The organism is Streptococcus sp. V728, from assembly GCF_052077995.1.
Classification (GTDB): domain Bacteria; phylum Bacillota; class Bacilli; order Lactobacillales; family Streptococcaceae; genus Streptococcus; species Streptococcus infantis_B.
This window is the reverse complement of sequence record NZ_JBQJJH010000002.1, coordinates 447921-465387: the sequence shown is the minus strand read 5'-3', so window position 1 is coordinate 465387 and position 17467 is coordinate 447921. Positions and strand designations below refer to the sequence as shown.

17 protein-coding genes are annotated in these 17467 nt (G+C 39.4%); 9 read left to right on the top strand and 8 right to left on the bottom strand.

Annotated elements, in window-relative coordinates; genetic code table 11:
• Positions 1-30: 30 nt before the first annotated feature.
• Genes ACTO1Y_RS03595 through ACTO1Y_RS03580 form a run of 4 tightly spaced genes read right to left on the bottom strand, consistent with a single transcriptional unit; the run spans position 31 to position 3832 of the window.
• Entirely contained in the window at positions 31-2085 is a 2055-nt protein-coding gene (locus ACTO1Y_RS03595) for a cation:proton antiporter (RefSeq protein WP_441348381.1), read from the bottom strand.
• An 11-nt stretch (positions 2086-2096) separates the two neighbouring features.
• Positions 2097-2351, bottom strand: a complete 255-nt coding sequence (locus tag ACTO1Y_RS03590; RefSeq protein ID WP_006150587.1) for a hypothetical protein — start codon at positions 2349-2351, stop codon at positions 2097-2099.
• On the bottom strand, positions 2344-2901 hold the full coding sequence (locus ACTO1Y_RS03585) for a tRNA (mnm(5)s(2)U34)-methyltransferase (protein WP_254726150.1): 558 nt from the start codon (positions 2899-2901) through the stop codon (positions 2344-2346). Before ACTO1Y_RS03585 ends, ACTO1Y_RS03590 begins: the two co-directional genes overlap by 8 nt.
• The gene (locus ACTO1Y_RS03580; protein ID WP_302851806.1) at positions 2885-3832 is read right to left on the bottom strand and encodes a TIGR01212 family radical SAM protein; all 948 of its coding nucleotides are present in this window, start codon (positions 3830-3832) and stop codon (positions 2885-2887) included. Before ACTO1Y_RS03580 ends, ACTO1Y_RS03585 begins: the two co-directional genes overlap by 17 nt.
• A gap of 190 nt (positions 3833-4022) precedes the next feature.
• Between ACTO1Y_RS03580 and ACTO1Y_RS03575 the strand changes: the two genes are divergently transcribed.
• The 5 genes from ACTO1Y_RS03575 to ACTO1Y_RS03555 all read left to right on the top strand — a co-directional run bounded on the left by ACTO1Y_RS03575 (position 4023) and on the right by ACTO1Y_RS03555 (position 9810).
• Positions 4023-6209 (top strand): PTS transporter subunit IIBC, encoded by a 2187-nt coding sequence (locus tag ACTO1Y_RS03575; protein WP_441348380.1) that lies wholly within the window; start codon positions 4023-4025, stop codon positions 6207-6209.
• A gap of 52 nt (positions 6210-6261) precedes the next feature.
• On the top strand, positions 6262-7080 hold the full coding sequence (locus tag ACTO1Y_RS03570) for an endonuclease/exonuclease/phosphatase family protein (protein ID WP_441348379.1): 819 nt from the start codon (positions 6262-6264) through the stop codon (positions 7078-7080).
• Positions 7081-7228: 148 nt separating this feature from the next.
• Positions 7229-7954 carry a CppA N-terminal domain-containing protein gene (locus ACTO1Y_RS03565; protein ID WP_441348378.1) on the top strand — a complete coding sequence of 242 codons (726 nt, stop codon included), beginning with the start codon at positions 7229-7231 and terminating at the stop codon, positions 7952-7954.
• Positions 7951-8883 carry a serine hydrolase domain-containing protein gene (locus ACTO1Y_RS03560; protein ID WP_441348377.1) on the top strand — a complete coding sequence of 311 codons (933 nt, stop codon included), beginning with the start codon at positions 7951-7953 and terminating at the stop codon, positions 8881-8883. The genes ACTO1Y_RS03565 and ACTO1Y_RS03560 overlap by 4 nt, the downstream gene beginning before the upstream one ends.
• A gap of 9 nt (positions 8884-8892) precedes the next feature.
• Positions 8893-9810: a DMT family transporter gene (locus ACTO1Y_RS03555; RefSeq protein ID WP_441348376.1), complete on the top strand. Its 918-nt coding sequence runs from the start codon at positions 8893-8895 to the stop codon at positions 9808-9810.
• Positions 9811-9861: 51 nt separating this feature from the next.
• Here the strand turns inward: ACTO1Y_RS03555 and ACTO1Y_RS03550 are convergent, their stop codons facing one another.
• Entirely contained in the window at positions 9862-11145 is a 1284-nt protein-coding gene (locus tag ACTO1Y_RS03550) for a uracil-xanthine permease family protein (RefSeq protein WP_441348375.1), read from the bottom strand.
• A gap of 408 nt (positions 11146-11553) precedes the next feature.
• Positions 11554-12267 (bottom strand): 16S rRNA (guanine(527)-N(7))-methyltransferase RsmG, encoded by a 714-nt coding sequence (rsmG, locus tag ACTO1Y_RS03545; protein ID WP_441348374.1) that lies wholly within the window; start codon positions 12265-12267, stop codon positions 11554-11556.
• A gap of 94 nt (positions 12268-12361) precedes the next feature.
• Here rsmG and ACTO1Y_RS03540 point away from each other — a divergent pair, with 94 nt between their 5' ends.
• On the top strand, positions 12362-12922 hold the full coding sequence (locus ACTO1Y_RS03540; protein WP_178895183.1) for a LemA family protein: 561 nt from the start codon (positions 12362-12364) through the stop codon (positions 12920-12922).
• A 1-nt stretch (position 12923) separates the two neighbouring features.
• Positions 12924-13823: a zinc metalloprotease HtpX gene (htpX, locus tag ACTO1Y_RS03535; RefSeq protein ID WP_441348373.1), complete on the top strand. Its 900-nt coding sequence runs from the start codon at positions 12924-12926 to the stop codon at positions 13821-13823.
• Positions 13824-13866: 43 nt separating this feature from the next.
• Here the strand turns inward: htpX and ACTO1Y_RS03530 are convergent, their stop codons facing one another.
• Together ACTO1Y_RS03530 and ACTO1Y_RS03525 are read right to left on the bottom strand one after the other, a co-directional pair.
• Entirely contained in the window at positions 13867-15426 is a 1560-nt protein-coding gene (locus tag ACTO1Y_RS03530) for an ATP-binding cassette domain-containing protein (RefSeq protein WP_441348372.1), read from the bottom strand.
• Positions 15427-15670: 244 nt separating this feature from the next.
• Complete coding sequence (locus ACTO1Y_RS03525) at positions 15671-16000, bottom strand: helicase BlpT (RefSeq protein ID WP_441348371.1); 330 nt, start codon at positions 15998-16000, stop codon at positions 15671-15673.
• A 168-nt stretch (positions 16001-16168) separates the two neighbouring features.
• On the opposite strand from ACTO1Y_RS03525, the gene ACTO1Y_RS03520 reads away from it, so the two are divergent.
• Together ACTO1Y_RS03520 and nth are read left to right on the top strand one after the other, a co-directional pair.
• Complete coding sequence (locus ACTO1Y_RS03520; protein ID WP_441348370.1) at positions 16169-16711, top strand: YceD family protein; 543 nt, start codon at positions 16169-16171, stop codon at positions 16709-16711.
• A complete protein-coding gene (nth, locus tag ACTO1Y_RS03515) occupies positions 16712-17341 on the top strand; it encodes an endonuclease III (protein WP_441348369.1) in 630 nt (209 codons plus the stop codon).
• The last annotated feature ends 126 nt before the right edge of the window (positions 17342-17467 follow it).

Genomic DNA, 17467 nt, shown 5'->3' with positions numbered 1-17467 from the left:
CACAATAAAATCTCTCTTTTAAGCTTAATCTTAATTTCGTCGAACCAACTCCATCATATCATAAGGTAGCGTGTTGGCTGATTTTTTTAGGGAATAAGTTTCTAGGTTGTTTACATTTTGTCGTAGTTTTTTAGCATACTTGGCTGAGATGAGTTTTTGTTTCTCGTACTCAAAGATGCATTTACGTTCTAGATAATAACCTCTCAACATTTCGTCGATATTATTGGGTTTAATACGATTGATAACCCGCTCCACAAAGGCACCACTGGTAATATGACTGGTTTCACGTAGACGAGATTCCTGCATAAAGCTAATTAGAGAACTCTTATAAATTCCTTTGAGGTTTTCCAAACTTTCGATGATGATTTCAGTGTTGGCTAGGTAGAGTTCAGCAATCTGGTCATAGTCAATGGCCAGAAGTCTTTGGGTTTCTTTGTTCTTCAAGGAACGAAGGGTTTTGCCAAATGTAAGCAACTCGTGTAGGAGAAAACGTATAATCCGAATAGAAACAAGGAAGTAGTAGGTTAGTCGAGAAGTGAAGTTTCGTTTAATATTTTTCTCCATGCTTTTCAGATAACGTTGGTAGACACGATATCCTCTTTCGCCGATTTTGCCTTCTTCGTAGGCCTGCTCCAAACCATCGCTCTCGATACTGAGAATCAATAGTTTCAGAGCTTCCCAGTCTTCCTGGATTTCCTTATTTTCCTGGCTGAGGATGAGGTTTTCAATCCGTCCATGATAATTATCGATCGCCGCATAGAGGGGAACCTTATTTTTGGTATTGTCCAAATCTTTCTCTAGTTCCATGGCAACATCGTTTAAGATAGCAATGTGCATGAGCTGATCTTTAGATGGTTCTTGCTCTTCCGAAAGGTGTGGCAAAACTACTAAACCAGTAAGAAAACTGACCAGTGTTACACCTGCGACGAGAAAGAGAAGGAGAGGATATTCTTGCTCTAGATTTGACGGTATCAAGAGGATAGTAGCAATAGAAACTGTTCCCTTAACTCCAGAAAATGTTAGAAGAAGCATATCTTTGACATACTTGTGGAGACTTTTTTGAAGTTTCTTAATACGCAAAGCGTAAAACCCATAAATCATTACAAAGCGGATGGCAAAGAGTAGGAAGGTTAAAAGAAAGACTGTGACCAGAAGAAGCACATTGTTATAAAAATCACTCTTCAGAATCGGCTCCGCAATCATCTCCAGTTCCATTCCCAACAGAACGAAGACAGAACCATTGAGCATAAAGGTTACAGTGTGCCAGACGGTTTCAGTTACAGTATCAACCTGGGCTTCAAGAAGATTTATCTTTTTAAAACGACTCGCTTTTAAAATACCAGCAACAACGACTGCGATAATTCCAGAAACATGAATTCCTTCAGCGATGAAGAAGGTTAGAAGTGGTAAACTAAGATCTAGCAGCAATTCACTGGCTATGTCAGTAGCACGGACACTTAGAAGAAAGGAGTGGAGGAATCGGTTGATTAAAGCCGTCATAAGACCAACTGCAAGCCCTCCAACGATAGAGATAGCCAGAGATATCCCTGCTTGAGTTATTGAAAAAGTTCCCGTTGTCCAAGCGATGAGGGCTACACGAAAAGCAATTAGCCCAGAAGCGTCATTTAACAGGCCTTCTCCTTTTAAGATATTTGAAATGCGTTTTGGAAAGGTAAAACGTTCAGAAAGGGAAGCAAAAGCAACGAGATCTGTAGGACCAAGTGCAGCACCGACTGCGACGCAGGCAGCTAATGGCAAGCCAATCCAAAGGACATGGGCAAGTCCTCCCATACTCAATGTTGATACAAAGATAACAGGGAAAATAAGGTAGAGAACAATTTTCCAGTGCTTTAGAATAGAGGTTACATCTGCCTCTTGAGCCTCGCGAAAGAGGAGAGGACCAATCACTAAAGCTAGAAACAATTCAGTGTCTAAGTGATACTGGTTATTCGGTAAGCACAGACCAATCCCAATCCCCAGAAGTATTTGAATCAGGGGCATGGGTAAAAAGGGAAGTAGTTTATTGGTCGTACTAGAAACAATGAGAACAAGTAAAAATATCAAGAGATAAAAAAGTAAGTCCATCTTCTACCTCCTTATTTTTGTTTTCGACAAGCTTCAAAAAGTTCCTTTTGTTCTTGGATTTTTTGATCAATCTTCGAGCAATCCTTGTGCTCAATTTTCTTTTGACAACGCTCCATTTCAAGTGTAATCATTTTTTTCTTGATTTTTAGCATCTTCTTACTCATATGGGCTTCATCTAACATACCAACCGCACGTTCATGTTGGGTTGATTCAACGAATTTGTGGCGAAGTCCTTCTATTTTATCTCGTAGGTATTGTTTATCCATGGCGATACCTTTCTAATTTTTCAATCATAACTAAAAACGGTGGATTGTTGATTTGATTGAGAGTACGATAGATCGTAGCAGTGTATTCTTGTTGTGGCAACTGACTGACAAAATCTAAGACAGCATCTCGCTCTATATCTCCGCCTTCATGCCCGTAGTATATCATAATGGCTATCCGTCCGCCCTTAACGAGCATCCGACAGAGTTTTTCTAGTGCCTCAAGGGTTGTCTGAGGTTGAGTGATAATGCTTTTATCAGCAGAAGGCAGATAACCTAGATTAAAGATGGCGGCCTTGACTTCTGTCACAAATTGATCCACGGTTTCGTGGCCCTGCAGGATTAAGTCTACATTGGTCAAACCTGCTTCTTGGATACGTTGACTTGTTTTTTCCAGAGCTTGTTCTTGGATGTCAAAAGCATAGACTTGTTTAGCCAATTTGGCAAGAAAAAGTGTATCGTAGCCATTTCCCATGGTTGCATCCACAACAATATCCTCTGGGGTAATGACTTGGGAAAGAAAATCATGCGCCATTTCAAGTGGTCTTTTCATTCATAAACTCCTGTTTTAAAGCCTTGCAACCTTGTACACTTCCTCGACGTCTCATTTCGGCTTCAATGCTATTTAAAACTTCCCATTTGTTGAGACTCCACATAGGACCAATCAACATATCTCTAGGTGCATCTCCTGTAATTCGATGAATGACAATATGTTTGGGAATAATTTCTAGCTGGTCGCAGATGACTTTGATATATGCATCTTGACTCATCAGTTGCAAGCGCCCTTCATGATAATCCCGTTGCATTCGAGTGTTGGTCATGAGGTGAAGTAGGTGAAGCTTAATTCCTTGAATATCATTATCTGTTACACAACGGCGAACATTTTCAACCATCATCTCATGGGTTTCACCTGGCAAACCATTAATCAAGTGAGCAACAATCTCAATCTTAGGATATTTTCTTAAGCGTTTAACAGTCTCCACGTAGAGTTCATAGGAGTGGGCACGGTTAATCAATTCAGAAGTTTCTTCATAAGTAGTTTGTAAGCCTAACTCTACAGTAACATGCATTCGCTCTGATAACTCTGCCAAGTATTCGATAGTCTCATCAGGAAGACAGTCAGGTCGAGTACCGATATTGATGCCGACAACACCTGGTTCATTGATGGCTTGCTCATAACGCTCGCGAATCACTTCCAACTTTTCATGTGTATTGGTGAAATTTTGGAAATAAACCAAATACTTTTTGACATCAGGCCATTTACGATGCATAAAGTCAATCTCTTTATAGAATTGCTCTCGAATCGGAGCATCAGGAGCAACGATTGCATCTCCAGAACCAGAAACCGTACAAAAAGTACATCCTCCATGGGCTACTGTACCATCACGGTTGGGACAATCAAATCCAGCATCAATTGGAACTTTAAATGTCTTTTCTCCAAATAAATTTCGATAATAATCATTCAAGGTATTATAGGATTTCATAGCTAATATTATATCAAAAAACACCTGTAAACTCAAAGTCAGTTAACGCTTGGTAAGAAGTTAAAAAGTTTGAATATCAAAAAAATAAAAAAAAGCCTTTACAAAAAAATAAAAAGTGGTATAATTAAGACATAACCGGTGCAAACGTTTTCGTAAATCGTTTGCATTAATATAAATTAAGGAGATTTGAATGATGAAAGATACATTCAAAAATGTCTTGTCTTTCGAATTTTGGCAAAAATTCGGTAAGGCTTTAATGGTGGTTATCGCTGTTATGCCAGCGGCTGGATTGATGATTTCAATCGGTAAGTCACTTGCATTGATTGACCCAAACCTTGCTCCCCTAGTTATTACTGGTGGCGTACTAGAGCAAATTGGTTGGGGAGTTATCGGTAACCTACATATCTTATTTGCTCTTGCTATCGGTGGTAGCTGGGCTAAAGAACGTGCAGGTGGTGCTTTTGCTGCCGGTCTAGCATTTATCTTAATCAACCGTATCACTGGTACAATCTTTGGTGTATCAGGAGACATGCTGAAAGATCCAAATGCTATGGTTTCAACAATCTTTGGTAACTCTATCAAAGTTTCTGATTACTTTATCAGTGTGTTTGAAGCTCCAGCCCTTAACATGGGTGTGTTTGTAGGGATTATTTCTGGTTTTGTAGGGGCAACTGCCTTTAACAAATACTACAACTTCCGTAAATTGCCTGATGCACTTTCATTCTTTAACGGAAAACGTTTTGTACCGTTTGTTGTTATCCTTCGTTCAGCGATTGCAGCGATTGTTCTTTCAGTTGCTTGGCCAGTTGTACAAACAGGTATCAACAACTTTGGTATTTGGATTGCTAACTCACAAGAAACAGCTCCAGTTCTAGCACCGTTCTTGTATGGTACTTTGGAACGTTTGCTCTTGCCATTTGGACTTCACCACATGTTGACTATCCCAATGAACTACACAGCTCTTGGTGGTACTTATGATGTCTTAACTGGTGCAGCAAAAGGAACTCAAGTATTTGGTCAAGATCCACTTTGGCTTGCATGGGTAACAGACCTTGTCAACCTTAAAGGAACAGATCCAGACCAATACCAACACTTACTTACAACTGTAACTCCAGCTCGTTTCAAAGTTGGACAAATGATTGGTTCATTCGGTATTTTGATGGGTGTGGCTGCTGCTATTTACCGTAATGTTGAAGCAGACAAGAAACACCAATACAAAGGTATGATGATTGCGACAGCTCTTGCAACTTTCTTGACTGGTGTTACTGAGCCAATTGAATATATGTTCATGTTCGTTGCAACACCTCTTTACCTTGTCTACGCTCTTGTTCAAGGTGCTGCCTTTGCTATGGCTGATATTGTTCACCTTCGTGTGCACTCATTCGGTTCAATTGAATTCTTGACTCGTACTCCACTAGCTATCAATGCTGGTCTTGGTATGGATATCATTAACTTTATCTGGGTAACAGCACTATTTGCAGTTATCATGTACTTTATCGCCAACTTCATGATTCAAAAATTCAACTATGCTACTCCAGGACGTAACGGAAACTACGAAACTGCTGAAGGTTCATCAGAATCTGCTGCTTCTGGTGAGTCAAAAGTTGCAGAAGCTTCTCAAGCTGTTAACATCATTAACCTTCTTGGTGGACGTGCTAATATCGTTGATGTGGACGCATGTATGACTCGTCTTCGTGTTACTGTAAAAGACGCTGAAAAAGTCGGAACAGAAGAACAATGGAAGTCTGAAGGAGCTATGGGTCTTGTCATGAAAGGACAAGGTGTCCAAGCTATTTATGGACCTAAAGCTGACGTTTTGAAATCAGATATTCAAGACCTTCTTGATTCAGGTGAAGTGATTCCTGAAACTCTTCCAAGTCAAATGGCATCTTCTCAAAAAGACGCTGTTGTATACAAAGGTGTGACTGAAGAAGTTTACTCAGTTGCTGACGGTCAAGTTATTGAATTGGAACAAGTGAAGGATCCTGTATTCGCACAAAAAATGATGGGTGATGGATTTGCAGTAGAACCAGCTAACGGAAACATTGTATCTCCAGTATCAGGTACTGTATCAAGCATCTTCCCAACTAAACATGCTCTTGGTCTTGTGACTGAAGCAGGCCTCGAAGTACTTGTTCACATTGGTTTAGACACAGTAAGTCTTGAAGGAAAACCATTTACAGTTCGTGTTGCTGAAGGACAACAAGTTGCTGCTGGTGATCTTCTTGTCACAGCTGACTTAGGTGCTATTCAAGCAGCAGGTCGTGAAACTACAACTGTAGTTGTCTTTACAAATGGAGACGCGATCAAGTCAGTTAAATTAGAACAAACAGGTTCTCTTGCAGCTAACACAGCAGTTGCAAAAGTAGAATTGTAATCGTTTAGGGGTTGGAAGTTTTTTCCAACCTCTTGTTTATAGGAGAAAAAGTATGAAATTTTTAACCCTTAATACTCATAGTTGGATGGAAAAAAATCCTGAAGAAAAATTTCAGCTCTTATTAAAAGACATCCTTGAAAACAATTATGATGTGATTTGTTTTCAGGAAATTAACCAAGAAATCACCTCAGAGCAAGTAGAGGCTGGTCCACTTTATCAGCCATTACCATCTGCTGAGCCAATTCATCAAGACCACTATGTTCGTCTCTTGGTAGAGAAATTAGCTGAAAAAGGACTCAAATACTATTGGACATGGGCTTATAACCATATCGGTTATGACCGCTATCATGAAGGTGTTGCAATCTTATCTAAAACACCGATTGAAGCGCGTGAGATTTTAGTTTCAGATGTGGATGACCCGACAGATTACCACACACGACGAGTTGCTTTAGCAGAAACAGTAGTTGAAGGTAAAGAACTTGCTGTTGCGAGTGTGCATCTCTCTTGGTGGGATAAAGGCTTCCAAGAGGAATGGGCGCGTTTTGAAGCAGTTTTGAAAGAATTAAATAAGCCTCTCTTACTAGCAGGTGATTTCAATAATCCTGCAGGCCAAGAGGGTTACCAAGCAATTCTAGCTAGTCCACTAGACTTACAAGATGCATTTGAAGTTGCAAAAGAAAGAAGTGGTAGTTATACTGTTCCGCCTGAAATTGATGGTTGGAAAGGAAATACTGAACCTCTACGAATTGATTATGTCTTTACAAGTAAAGATATTCAGGTAGAGCGTCTGCAAGTAGTTTTCGATGGCAAACAAAGTCCTCAAGTTAGCGATCACTATGGTCTTCAGGCAGAACTCTCATGGAAAAACTAAACCAGGATTTTTAGTAAAAATAAATAAGTTCCCCTTCTACTGACAGAAGGGGTTGATTTATTTAAAGAGTTAATATAGTTAAAGTTTTTTATTGAATAACTTGTAAAATATCATAAAATCCTTTAAAATAAAAATGTTGGAGGAATTTATGATTGTAAATCAAATTATGCGTATGATCCCGACGCTAAAGGTAAATAATAGAAATTTAAATGAATCATTTTATATTGAGACTTTGGGTATGAAACCCTTACTTGAAGAGTCAGCCTTCTTATCACTTGGAGACCAGTCAGGCATTGAAAAGTTAGTTTTAGAAGAATCACCAAGTATGAGAAGCCGTAAGGTTGAAGGGGTAAAAAAATTAGCTAGATTGATTGTAAAAGTAGAAAATTCATCTGAGATTGAAGCGCTACTAGCTAGAATGGAAAAGCTTCCTCAACTCTATAAAGGAAACAAGGGATATGCTTTTGAGGTTCTTTCTCCAGAAGGCGATTGTGTCCTTGTTCATGCGGAAGATGATATTAGAGATTTGGAAAAGGTTGAAGAAGAAGTCACTTTTTCAAAAGATGAGAACGTGCAATATTTGACGGCGTTTGAAATCTCAGTGGAAGTTAACTTGCCAGAAGATACAAGCAGCTTACTTGAAAAAGAAGAAATCGAAAATCGAATCGCTTTTAGAGAAGCTCAAGGCGGTGATTTACTTGTTGAAAATAATGTAACTTGGGACTTGTCCATGTTGAAATTCCAAGTGAAAGAACTTGACCTAGCAAGTCTTCGCCAACGTTTTGAAGCTACAGGTTACTTTATTCCTAAATCTGAGAAGTTCTTCCTAACTAAGGATACCAACAATGTCGAATTGTGGTTTGAAGCAGTATGAAACAAAAAATCATTCAAAAAATAGAGCAACAAATTGAGGCAGGGATTTATCCTGGTGCCTCTTTTGCGTATTATCAGGATGGCGTTTGGTCAGACTGGTATCTAGGAAAAGCAAATCCTGAAATTGGTGAGAAGACGAGTGAAGGGTTGGTCTATGATTTAGCAAGTGTGAGCAAGGTCGTTGGAGTTGGGACGGTTTTAACTTTCTTCTGGAAGGAAGGAAAAATCGAGTTGGACCAGTCCATAACAGCTTATCTACCAGAGGCGGATTATCCAGATATCACCATTCGACAGTTACTGACGCATGCAACGGATTTAGATCCTTTTATTCCTAATAGAGATCAGCTTTCAGCAGACCAGTTAAGAGAAGCTATGTTTCATCTGAATCGTCGAGAGAAAAGAGCTTTTCTATACTCAGATGTGCACTTTCTCTTACTAGGTTTTCTTTTAGAATCTTATTTTGAAAAGGTCTTGGATCAGATTTTACAAGAGCAAGTTTTGAATCCTTGGGGAATGAAGGAAACTCGGTTTGGTCCAGTTAGCAGTGCTGTTCCAACGGTTCGTGGACAGAAAGCAGGAGTGGTACATGATCCCAAGGCACGTTTACTAGGTAGACACGCTGGGAGTGCAGGTTTATTTTCAACTGTTCATGATTTAAAAATCTTCCTAGAGCATTATTTACAGGATTCCTTTGCTGAAGACTTAAGTCAAAATTATTCAGACTTGGATGACAAGGAACGTTCATTGGCTTGGAATGTAGAAGGTGATTGGCTGGATCACACAGGTTATACTGGAACTTTTATCATGTGGAATCGACAGAAACAAGAGGCGGCAATCTTTTTATCTAATCGAACTTATGAGAAAGATGAGCGTGCTCAGTGGATATTGGATCGTAATCAGGTCATGGACTTGATTCGTGAAGCAGACTAGGGAGGGCCCATGTCTAAAGCGTTAAAAGGAACTCTTTTTACAGTGATTGCAGGTATCGCATGGGGTCTATCAGGGACTAGCGGTCAATACTTAATGGCTCATGGAATTTCTGCTCTTGTTTTAACCAATATCCGTTTGATTATTGCAGGACTCCTTTTGGTTCTTTTGTCCTATATCAAGTCTAAGGAGCAATTCATATCTTTTCTAAAAGATAAATCAAGTCTGTTTTCTCTCTTGTTATTTTCTTTATTTGGGCTCTTTTTAAATCAATTGGCCTATTTATCAGCTATTCAGGGGACAAATGCTGGAACAGCGACGGTCTTACAGTATGTCTGTCCAGTTGGAATCTTAGCTTATACTTGTATAAAAGATAGGGTAGCGCCTACTATAGCTGAAATTATTTCTATGATTTTGGCTATAGGTGGGACCTTTCTCATTGCAACCCATGGGCAGTTGGATCAGCTTTCTATGACACCAGCTGGACTCTTCTGGGGCTTATTCTCAGCTCTGACCTATGCTCTTTATATCATTTTACCCATTAATTTGATTCAAAAGTGGGGGAGTATTTTGGTCATCGGTGTGGGAATGATGATCTCAGGTTTTCTAGCAGTGCCTTTTACAGGGATTATCGGGGCTAGTATTCCCTTATCTTTTGATATCTTTCTAGCTTTTGCAGGAATCATTCTGATAGGTACGGTCTTTGCCTATACTGCCTTTCTTAAAGGTGCCAGTATGATTGGACCAGTCAAGTCTAGCCTTCTAGCTTCGATTGAGCCTATCTCTGCAGTATTCTTTGCCTTTATGATTATGGGAGATATTTTTTATCCAGTAGATTTTCTTGGTATGGCAATGATTTTACTGGCTGTGACTATTATTTCTTTGAAGGATTTAATGTTAGAAAAGAAACAGACTCCAAAAAGGTCATAAAAAATCCACTCTTTATTTGAGTGGATTTTTTATATTTAGATATTTAAATATTTAATCTTTGTTTTCGTATGGCAAGATCAAGTTTAGGATGATACCTGTCATGGCTGAAAGGGCAGTACCTGAAAGGGTAACTGGACCAAGTTTAAGGATTGCTCCACCAAGTCCAAGCACGAGCATTGCACTTGCGATGATAAGATTACGCATTTGACCAAAGTCTACACGTTCCTTGATCAAAACTTTCAAACCGTTGCTGGCGATAACCCCATAAAGAAGGATTGACATTCCACCAAGTACAGCGTTTGGAATTGTAGAAATCAAGGCAGTGAATTTTCCAAGGAAGCTAAGGGCGATAGCGATAAAAGCAGCGTTACGAATAACAGATACAGAAGCGATGCGAGTCATACCGATAACTCCTGTATTTTCACCATAAGTCGTATTGGCTGGTCCACCAAGGAAGGCAGAAACAGAAGTTGCGATACCATCACCGAGAAGGGTACGATGAAGACCTGGATCTTTCAAGAATTGGCGTCCACAGATCTGACCTAGAACGGTGTGGTCTCCGATATGTTCAGAAATGGTTACGATAGCGATTGGTAAGATGGCGATTGTTTCCGGACCAAAGTAAAGGTCGTATTGTTTGAAGGCACCACCTGTATTAAATGGTAGGTAGAAACCAGGAATTTCAAACCAGTTAGCTTGAAGAACAGGAGTGAAGTCAACTAAGCCAAGTGCTAGCGCGAAGAGATATCCACCAATAATTGCAAAGAGGAAAGGAATGATACGAAGGAAACCTTTTCCTTTTGTATTGATAAAAGCAGCAATCAAGAAAGTAACAACTGCTACAAGAGCGTTTTTCCAGTTTCCGTCAGCTACAAGACCAGCATTGGTTACGGCAGATCCTGCAAGACCGAGACCGATAACGATAATCATTGGCCCGATAATGATTGGTGGCAAGAGTTTATCAATCCATTTTGTACCTGCGAAGCGAACGCTTGCAGCAACAAGGACATAAACAAAACCAGTTAGGATAACCCCTGTCTGAGCAGCAGATACATCACCACCCATTTCTTTCATGGCAAGTGACATGGCTGTAATAAAGGCGAAAGAAGAACCGAGATAAACAGGAACTCTAAAACCTGTTGCAATCATATAGATGAGGGTACCAACCCCTGAAGCAAAGAGGGCAACGGATACAGGCATTCCCAAAATCAGTGGGACCAAAATTGTTGCACCAAACATAGCAAAAACGTGCTGGAAGCTGAGAAGAATTCCCTTACCAGCAGAAGGACGTTGGTCGACGTCTAATAACAAATCAACAGTTGATTCTTGTTTCATAAATACCTCACTTTTGGGCATCAAAAAAGAGCCCATTATTTTACAGCAATAGGCTCTCAGAGTAAGACTTCATTAAAAAATAATTGACCACATTTTAATGAATGTTATGTATATCTGCGTCTTCGTCACCTCACGGGATGACATTAAAAACCTTTGCTTGTGATAGTATAGCAGAAAAAAATGATTTTGTAAATCATTTTTTCCCGAGCCAAGAAACAAAAAAGCGAGGTGTGATTTTGTAAATCATTTTTTCCCGAGCCTTGAAACAAGAAAGCGAGGCATGATTTTGTAAATCATTTTTTCCCGAGCCTTGAAACAAGAGAGCGAGGCATGATTTTGTAAATCATTTTTCCCGAGCAAGGAAATAAAGACGCGAGGCTAATTTTGTAGGTATCTTTTTAAAATATCTTAAAGAGGGCGTTTATTGGGCATACCAGCCTTACGTGGATATTTGTTTGGAGTTTCTTTTTTCTTTTCTACAATGGTGATGTAGCGAGGGTCTCCATTAGGAAGCGTGTAGCTGATGTTATCTTCAACCTTACTAAAGAGAAGGTTAAGGGCATTCTTGGCTTCTGTTAATTCCTCAGGTGCATTACTTGCCTTAAGGGCCAAAAGTTTTCCACCAACTTTAAGGTAGGGAATGGTTAACTCAGAGAGAACCTGCATACGGGCAACTGCACGAGCTGTCACAATGTCGAATTGGGCACGGAAATTCTTCTCTTGAGCAAAATCTTCTGCGCGCCCATGGTAGAAATGAACACCTTCTAGATTAAGCTCCTCAGCTAAAAGCTGAAGAAAGTTAATGCGCTTATTGAGTGAATCAATGATGGTCACATCTAGCTGAGGGTAGAGAATATTCATAGGAAGACTTGGGAATCCTGCACCAGCGCCAATATCAAGTAACTTAATTTCTTGGTTTTCTATCAACCCTTGTAGGATAGGAGCGATGGAATCATAAAAGTGTTTAAGATAAACTTCTTCCTTTTTAGTAATTGCAGTCAGGTTGATTTTTTGGTTCCACTCGACTAAGAGTTCAAAATAGCGCTCAAATTGTGCTTTTTGCTGGTCAGTAAGATTAATATTCTGTTCAGCAAGTAGTGTGTAAAAAGTTTCTGGTTTCATAGTTATATCCTTCTTGTATATCATCTTATTTTACCACAAAAACATGGAATTTTGATATACTTGTACTAATCAAAAGGCAGAAAGGAGCTTTATGATGAATTGGATTTTTTATGGACTTCTTGCTCTAATTATTTTCTTGGTAATTGACTGCTATAATAAATTGGTGAAAAATCGTATGCAGACCAAGGAAGCTTGGAGTCAGATTGATGTTCAGTTGAAGCGTCGAAATGATCTCTTACCAAACTTAATTGAAACAGTAAAAGGTTACGCTAAATACGAAAGTTCTACTCTAGAAAAGGTGACTGAACTCCGTAGACAAGTAGCTGCAGCAACTACACCTGCAGAAGCCATGAAAGCTAGTGATGCATTGACTCGTCAGGTATCTGGTATTTTTGCGGTTGCAGAGAATTATCCTGACTTGAAGGCTAGTAGCAATTTTGCTCACTTACAAGAAGAACTGACTAACACAGAAAATAAAATTTCTTATTCACGTCAGCTCTATAATAGTGTCGTTAGCAACTACAATATTAAATTAGAAACTTTCCCAAGTAATCTGGTTGCGGCTATATTTGGCTTTAAGGCAGCGGATTTCCTTCAAACTCCAGAAGAAGAAAAGGCTGTGCCTAGAGTTGATTTTAGTGGTTTAGGTGACTAAGATGCTGTACAAACAAATTGCTAGTAATAAACGTAAAACTTGGATTCTTTTAATTGTCTTCTTTCTTTTGCTAGCCTTGGTTGGTTATGCTGCTGGTTTTCTCTTCATGAACTCAGGTATCTGGGGCGTGACTGTAGCTATGATTATCGGTTTGATCTATGCCTTGACCATGATATTTCAATCTACAGAGATTGTCATGAGTATGAATGGTGCGCGTGAGGTTGATAGAAACGAAGAACCTGTTCTCTATCATGTTGTCGAGGATATGGCAATGGTGGCGCAGATTCCTATGCCACGAGTTTATGTAATTGATGACCCGGGTTTGAATGCTTTCGCTACAGGTTCGAATCCTCAAAATGCTGCTGTTGCTGCTACGTCAGGCCTTCTAGAGATTATGAATCGTGAGGAGTTAGAAGCAGTAATCGGGCATGAAGTTAGTCACATTCGCAACTTAGATATTCGAATCTCTACCATTGCTGTTGCTCTTGCTAGTGCCATCACTCTTTTATCGAGTATGGCTGGTCGTATGATGTGGTGGGGTGGAGCTAGTCGTAGTCGTAGAAGTAATGACCGTGATGGTGGAGGACTTGAAGTGATTATGTTAGTTGTTTCTCTCCTAGCCATCGTTCTAGCGCCTCTTGCAGCAACTTTAGTACAATTAGCTATTTCTCGCCAACGAGAATTTTTGGCGGATGCTTCAAGCGTAGAACTAACTCGTAATCCTCAAGGGATGATCAATGCTTTACAAAAATTAGACAATAGTCAACCCATGAGTCATCATGTGGATGATGCTAGTAGTGCGCTTTATATCAATGATCCTCAAAAACGAGGTTTCTTGAAAAAACTATTTTATACTCATCCGCCCATTTCAGAGCGGATTGAACGTTTGAAAAATATGTAAAAAACATCCAGAGGTTTTCCTATGGATGTTTTATTTCCAAAAGTTAAAGATCTTGTAAATCCACTACTTCTAAACCATGCTCTGTCAGACTATAGATACTCGTACAGACTTCTTTTAAGAAACGTCGATTATGCGAAACAGTGACGAGACCACCAGGATAAGTGGCAAAGAGTTTTCTGATTTCTGGTTGAGAAGTTGGAGAAAAATTTCGTGTGGGTTCATCCAGAAGGAGAAAGTTTGGTTTTCGCAGAACTAAATTCAAAAGAAGGAGTTTACCTTGTTGACCTCCAGATAAGGAGTGGATTTGGTGGTGCATCTCTGGATAGCTGAAATTAAGACTGGCTAAGCGAGATTGGATTTTCTGTATTTCCTCTTTGTGTCCAGATTGGCTGAGAAATTCTACTGGGGATAGATCCAATTGCAGTGTTTCTTGGTAATCTTGTGGCATAAAACCAAGCGAAATCTCTCTTTTGCCGCTTAGTAGTTGATGTAACTTTGCTAAAAGAGTGGATTTGCCAACGCCATTGGGACCGATAATGCCGATTTTATCTTGACCACGGACAGTTAATTGTAGCCCTTGAGACAGAATTCGTTGGCCAATGGATAAAGTCTCATTTTCTAGTCGAACTAAGACTTTAGAAGCTGCTAATGGCTCTATATCTGAAAAGAAAAGTTGGATTTGTTCCTCTTCAAGTGGCTTTTGGGTCATGGACTGAGCTTCCTTTTCAAAGCGTTTTTCTTGAGAGAGAATAGTTTTCATCTTTTTAGCCAATAGGCGACCAGCAGTACTGTCTTTGGTAGCTCGAAGTGCAGTTTCGACATTCTGCTTAACTCTGCGATGTTTTTCCATAGTTTTGCTATAGGCTCTTTGGTCGTTGGAAGCTTGCTGGCTTTGTCTGACAAAACTAGCCTTTCTCTGCTCACTATAGCTATCGTAGTCTAAATGCTCTACTAGCGTTTCCGCTTCTTTCCGGTGCTTGATCAGTCGCAAGTGGGTAATGGTGTCTGCTGTTTGAGATAGAAAATCTTCATCATGAGAAATGAAAATAACGGTTTGCCTCATCTTTTGAATATGTTTTTTTAGCCAATCAACCATCTCTATATCCAGGTCATTTGAAGGTTCATCTAAAAATAAAATCTCAAAGGGTTTGGCAAATTCATGGATGAGCTGAATTTTCAAAGCTTCACCACCCGAGAGACTACCAATTTCTTGATCACTTGCAAAACGACTGCTGTCAAAGTGTAATTCATCAGACAAGCGATAGAGAAGGCTGTAGTCCAAATCTGTAGACTCTAAAAAGAAGTAGTCCTGCAGAGATTTTTTTTTCAGTTCTTCAGGGAGATGTTGGGGAATGTAGGTCAGGGACTGAAGGTCAGACTGGATGTCGCCCTTGATAGTAAAATCAGGCAAAGCTTCCCCCATTAAAGCTCGTAGTAAGGTTGATTTTCCATTTCCTTCTTCGCCTATAATAGCGACCTTTTCTCCGTCTTGGATGGTAATGTTTAAATCGGAAACAAGGTCTCTTAAATCTTTGTTTTGTGTGATGGTCAGGTGATTGATTTTTATCATATTGTTGCCCTTTCTAGAATGTCGATAGTGCATAATAAAAAGCTCTACTTTACCTAGTAGAGCCAATCGTCTATGTCAAAAAATCCTCTTTTAAAAAGGCTGAAAATTCACCACAAAAAAGAGTACACAAAAAGAGACAAGAACAAGGTCTACTAAATAAAGGTTCTTTATTTGATAGACTTAGTTGTTCATGTCTCCCTTACCTCCGAGTATTATTGCAATCATTATACTCTTTTTGAGAATATTTGTCAAGATTAAGCCAGAAAATCCTCTATTTTTAAAGACCAAAAACAGGTCCGTAAAGTGTCAATGTATGTTTAACGTGATCGTAGTGGAACTTGTCATAGTTTCTCCAAGCAGTGCGAGTTTGCTCATTTAGCTTAAGTGTGCCAAGTCCAATCAAAAGGCTAGTCCGTTGGTAAAAAGATTCCAGTTCAATTAAGATGGCGTTGTCTACTTTCTCAGCTTTTTTAAGCGCTCTGAGAATTTCGTCTATATTTTGCTGTAAGCGTAGATCATCAGGTAAACCTTGTTTACAGGTCTGGTAAGCTTTATTTAACTCGGAAATGAGTTGATGTGCTTCTATGATTAGTTCTTTGTCTTCCATATGAGCGTCCTCCTTTGCTTATGTATTAATGCCTATAGTATAGCACAAAAAATAAAATTGTCATAATAAATATATCAAAAAACACAGAAAGATGTTTTAAAAGTTTAGAGGCTTTACTTGACCTCCTTTCATGGTATAATCAAGTGAGTAAATCTTTAAGGAGGAAGTATGAAATTAAATATTCAAGAAATTCGTAAGCAGCCTGAAGGTTTGCATTTTGAGCAAACTTTAGACTTGGCAGCTGACTTACGTGCTCGTAATCAAGAAATTATAGATGTAAAAGATATCCAAGCAGTAGGGAAGGTTCAGTACGAAGACCGTATGTTTTTCTTGGACTATCTCTTATCTTATACAATCGTTTTAGCTTCTAGCCGTAGTATGGAACCGGTAAAATTGAAAGAATCATATCCAGTGACGGAAGTCTTTATGGAAGGTGCTACCAATCAATTGGACCAAGAAGTTCTAGATGGTGATTTAGTATTACCGATTGAAAATGATGAAATAGACCTATCTGAGAGCGTATCTGATAATATCTTGCTCAATATTCCAATCAAAGTCTTAACAGCTGAAGAAGAAGCTGGCCAGGGATTTGTTTCCGGAAATGACTGGCAAATCATGTCTGAGGAAGAGTACCAAGCTCAACAAGCAGTTAAGAAAGAAGAAAACAGTCCTTTTGCAGGTTTACAAGGACTGTTTAATGGAGATGAGTAGATGGTTTTATCCAAGAAACGTGCCCGTCATGTCATTGAAGAAATCATCGCTCTTTTTCCAGATGCAAAACCTAGTCTAGACTTTCGTAATCATTTTGAACTTTTAGTTGCCGTTATGCTATCTGCTCAGACGACAGATGCTGCGGTCAACAAGGCCACACCAGGCCTCTTTGCAGCTTTTCCAACGCCTCAAGCTATGGCAGACGCAAGTGAGAGTGACATTGCTAAACATATTTCTCGTTTAGGACTTTACCGCAACAAGGCTAAGTTCCTCAAGAAATGTGCGCAACAGTTATTAGAAGATTTTGATGGTCAAGTACCTCAGACACGTGAGGAATTAGAAAGCTTAGCTGGTGTTGGTCGTAAAACAGCTAATGTTGTCATGAGTGTTGGCTTTGGAATTCCGGCTTTTGCAGTAGATACTCATGTTGAGCGTATCTGTAAACATCACGATATCGTTAAAAAATCAGCTACGCCACTTGAAGTTGAAAAACGTGTCATGGATGTCTTGCCACCAGAAGAATGGTTGGCAGCCCATCAGGCTATGATTTACTTTGGTCGTGCTATTTGCCATCCGAAAAATCCAGAATGCGAACACTATCCACAGTTGTACGATTTTAGTTCTTTATAAGGTCGCGTATTGAATGTTTTTACTTGCTTTGAACTAGGCTTTGTGATATAGTAAGGACAATAAAATATTCCTTTAAACCTGTCCCGTGAGGCAGGCAAGGAGCTGGATTAAGTAGAAGGGTAAGTC